Origin of the sequence: Actinotalea sp. (assembly GCF_035443605.1) — a bacterium.
Lineage (GTDB): Bacteria > Actinomycetota > Actinomycetes > Actinomycetales > Cellulomonadaceae > Actinotalea.
In genome coordinates, this window is sequence record NZ_DAORSQ010000155.1 from 1 (window position 1) to 2,287 (window position 2,287).

The following is a 2,287-nucleotide window of genomic DNA, read 5'->3' on the forward strand; positions in this document are numbered from 1 at the left end:
CCGAAGGCCTGGAGCAGGTGCAGCATCACCTCGTTGGACCCGTTGGCGGCCCAGAGCTGCCCGGGCGCCAGGGTGACGCCCGACTCGCGGAGCAGGTAGGCGGCGAGGTCGGTGCGCAGGTCGAGGAAGTCGCGGTCGGGGTAGCGGTGCAGGCCCCGGGCCGCGGCGGTGACAGCGGCCGCGATGCTCGACACGACGCCGTCGGACGGCGCGTAGGGGTTCTCGTTGACGTTGAGCAGCACCGGGACGTCGAGCTGCGGCGCCCCGTAGGGCTCGAGTCCGGCCAGCGCTGCGCGCAGCGGCAGGGGCGTCGGGGGCGGGTTCTCGGAGTGCACGGCTCCGATCCTACGGATCGGTCGGTGCGGTCACGCCGTGACGAGGTCCAGCACCCGGCGCCCGTCGACCTCGCGGAACCCGACGGCCCGCAGGTAGCGCTCGGACGCGGCCATCCCCGGCGAGGCGACGACCGTCCGCGTGCCGAGCGCGGCGAAGGGTCCGTCGGGCCGGAAGACGAACTCGCCGGGCGTGAAGTCGCGGAACGGCGGCAGGACGTAGTCGAGGACCACCTGCTGCTCGTCGGGGCCGGCACCCCGCCGGGACAGCACCACACCGACCACCTGGTCCCCGCTGGAGACGAGGAAGGCGTGCTCGGCGAGCCGCGCCGGGTCGGCGGGCAGGTCGGCCGGGAGATCGGGGTTGAAGGTCGCGATGTCCGTCCGGTGCCGCTGCAGCAGCGCGGCGAGGAAGGGCTCGGCCGTGCCGATCGCGACGGCGTCGTAGGCCCGCGTGTCGTGGCGCTGCCGCACGAGCTTGGCGATGACCCCGAGGTTGATGCCCACGAGGACGACGTTCATCGCGACCATCGGCCACACCCCGACGGCCGCGTTGTAGCCGACGAGCACGACGCAGGAGATCGCGTTGAGGACCCGGAAACGCATCACCCGCGTCTGCAGCAGGGAGATGATGAGGACGGCCGAGCCGACCCAGCCGACGAGCTCCAGCAGTGACACGTGCGTGCTCCTCGCGGTCGCGACCTGACGGCGCCCCGGTGCGACCGCCGGCCCGATCCTACGGTCCGGCATGTGGGTGGCTGCTGTCAGACTGCGCGGGTGCCAGCCACCCCGTCCACCTCCCCCGCCGCGCCACCCGCCGTACCCGCCGCCGCCCTGGACCGGGTGGCGCTGCGCGCCCAGGCCGAGACGGTGCTGCGGGAGCTGGTCGGCAGCCCGGACGCCGTGCTGCGCGAGGACCAGTGGACGGCCATCGAGGCGCTGGTCGCGGACCGCCGCCGTGCCCTCGTGGTCCAGCGCACGGGGTGGGGCAAGTCGGCCGTGTACTTCGTGGCGACGGCCCTGCTGCGGTCGCTGGGCGCCGGCCCCACGGTCATCGTCTCGCCGCTCCTGGCGCTCATGCGCAACCAGGTCGAGGCCGCGCGCCGGGCGGGGATCGCCGCGGAGACCATCCACTCGGCGAACACCGACGAGTGGGCGCAGGTGCACGCCCGGGTCGCGGCGGGGCAGACCGACGTCCTGCTCGTCTCACCCGAGCGGCTCAACAACCCGGGCTTCCGCGACGAGGTGCTGCCGCGCCTCGCGCTGGACGCCGGGCTGCTGGTGGTCGACGAGGCGCACTGCATCTCCGACTGGGGGCACGACTTCCGCCCCGACTACCGGCGCATCCGGACCATGCTCACGCACCTGCCCGAGGGCACCCCCGTGCTCGCCACCACCGCGACGGCCAACGCGCGGGTGACGGCCGACGTCGCCGAGCAGCTCGCGGTGCACGCGGAGGGCACATCGTCGCGCACCCTGGAGGACGTCCTCGTGCTCCGCGGACCCCTCGACCGCGCATCGCTCCACCTGGCCGTCGCCGAGCTTCCCGACCACGCCGCCCGGCTGGCCTGGCTGACGGCCAACCTGCCCGCCATGGCGGGCTCGGGCATCGTCTACTGCCTCACGGTCGCGGCGGCCGAGCAGGTCGCGGCCCACCTCCGGGGCGCGGGGATGGCCGTACGTGCCTACACCGGGCAGACCGAGCCCGCCGAGCGCCTGGAGTGCGAGCAGGACCTGCTCGCCAACCGGGTCAAGGCGCTCGTCGCCACCTCGGCGCTGGGGATGGGCTTCGACAAGCCGGACCTCGGCTTCGTCGTGCACCTCGGTGCACCCGCCTCCCCCATCGCGTACTACCAGCAGGTGGGCCGCGCCGGCCGCGCCACCCGCCGCGCCGACGTCGTGCTGCTGCCCGGCCGCGACGACCGCGCCATCTGGGACTGGTTCGCCTCGATGGC

At 74.4% G+C, this 2,287-nt stretch carries 2 protein-coding genes and 1 pseudogene; 1 reads left to right on the forward strand and 2 read right to left on the reverse strand.

All coding sequences use genetic code 11. The features are described from left to right. Positions 1–335: pseudogene (locus PKY62_RS12335) on the reverse strand (histidinol-phosphate transaminase); the annotation flags it as partial. Between the two features lie 30 nt (positions 336–365). Continuing rightward, positions 366–1,010: a hypothetical protein gene (locus tag PKY62_RS12340; protein ID WP_324537391.1), complete on the reverse strand. Its 645-nt coding sequence runs from the start codon at positions 1,008–1,010 to the stop codon at positions 366–368. A 99-nt stretch (positions 1,011–1,109) separates the two neighbouring features. Here PKY62_RS12340 and PKY62_RS12345 point away from each other — a divergent pair. After that, positions 1,110–2,287: RecQ family ATP-dependent DNA helicase (locus tag PKY62_RS12345; RefSeq protein ID WP_502875845.1), on the forward strand; the 1,178-nt coding region annotated here is incomplete at its 3' end.